This window comes from Streptomyces actuosus, from assembly GCF_016921115.1.
Taxonomy (GTDB): Bacteria; Actinomycetota; Actinomycetes; order Streptomycetales; family Streptomycetaceae; genus Streptomyces; species Streptomyces actuosus_A.
Map to the genome: position 1 here is coordinate 1 of NZ_JAFFZS010000279.1, position 381 is coordinate 381.

The 381-nt window shown below is 70.6% G+C and carries 1 pseudogene; it reads left to right on the plus strand.

The features are described 5' to 3' along the window. Nucleotides 1-322, plus strand: a pseudogene (locus JS756_RS36330) (hypothetical protein); the annotation flags it as partial. Between the last annotated feature and the right edge of the window lie 59 nt (nt 323-381).

Sequence of the window (381 nt, forward strand, 5' to 3'; positions counted from 1 at the left end):
GTATCTGGGCGGCACGGTGCTGGGAAGCTACGCGAGCGGTTTCTGCGGAGGGCTGGTGCTGACGGTGTCGGCACTCGCGATCTCGCGGCGTCGCGGCGCGCCACCCACCATCACCTTGATCCTGCCGGGGTTCTGGCTGCTGGTGCCCGGCTCGATGGGGTTGATCGGCGTGACGGAACTCTTCGGTGCCGCCGGCGACTCGGCGTTTCCCGCGACGGTGATCTCGATGATCTCGGTGGCGCTGGGTCTTCCGGCGGGGCTGGTGTTGTGGCAACTGTTGCGGTTGCGGCGGTCCACGGCGCCTCAGCGCGCGGCGCGGTAGTGCGCGAGCCAGCCGAGAATCGGTGCGGCCCCGCGGGCGTGCGCGACGGCGTTCACCTC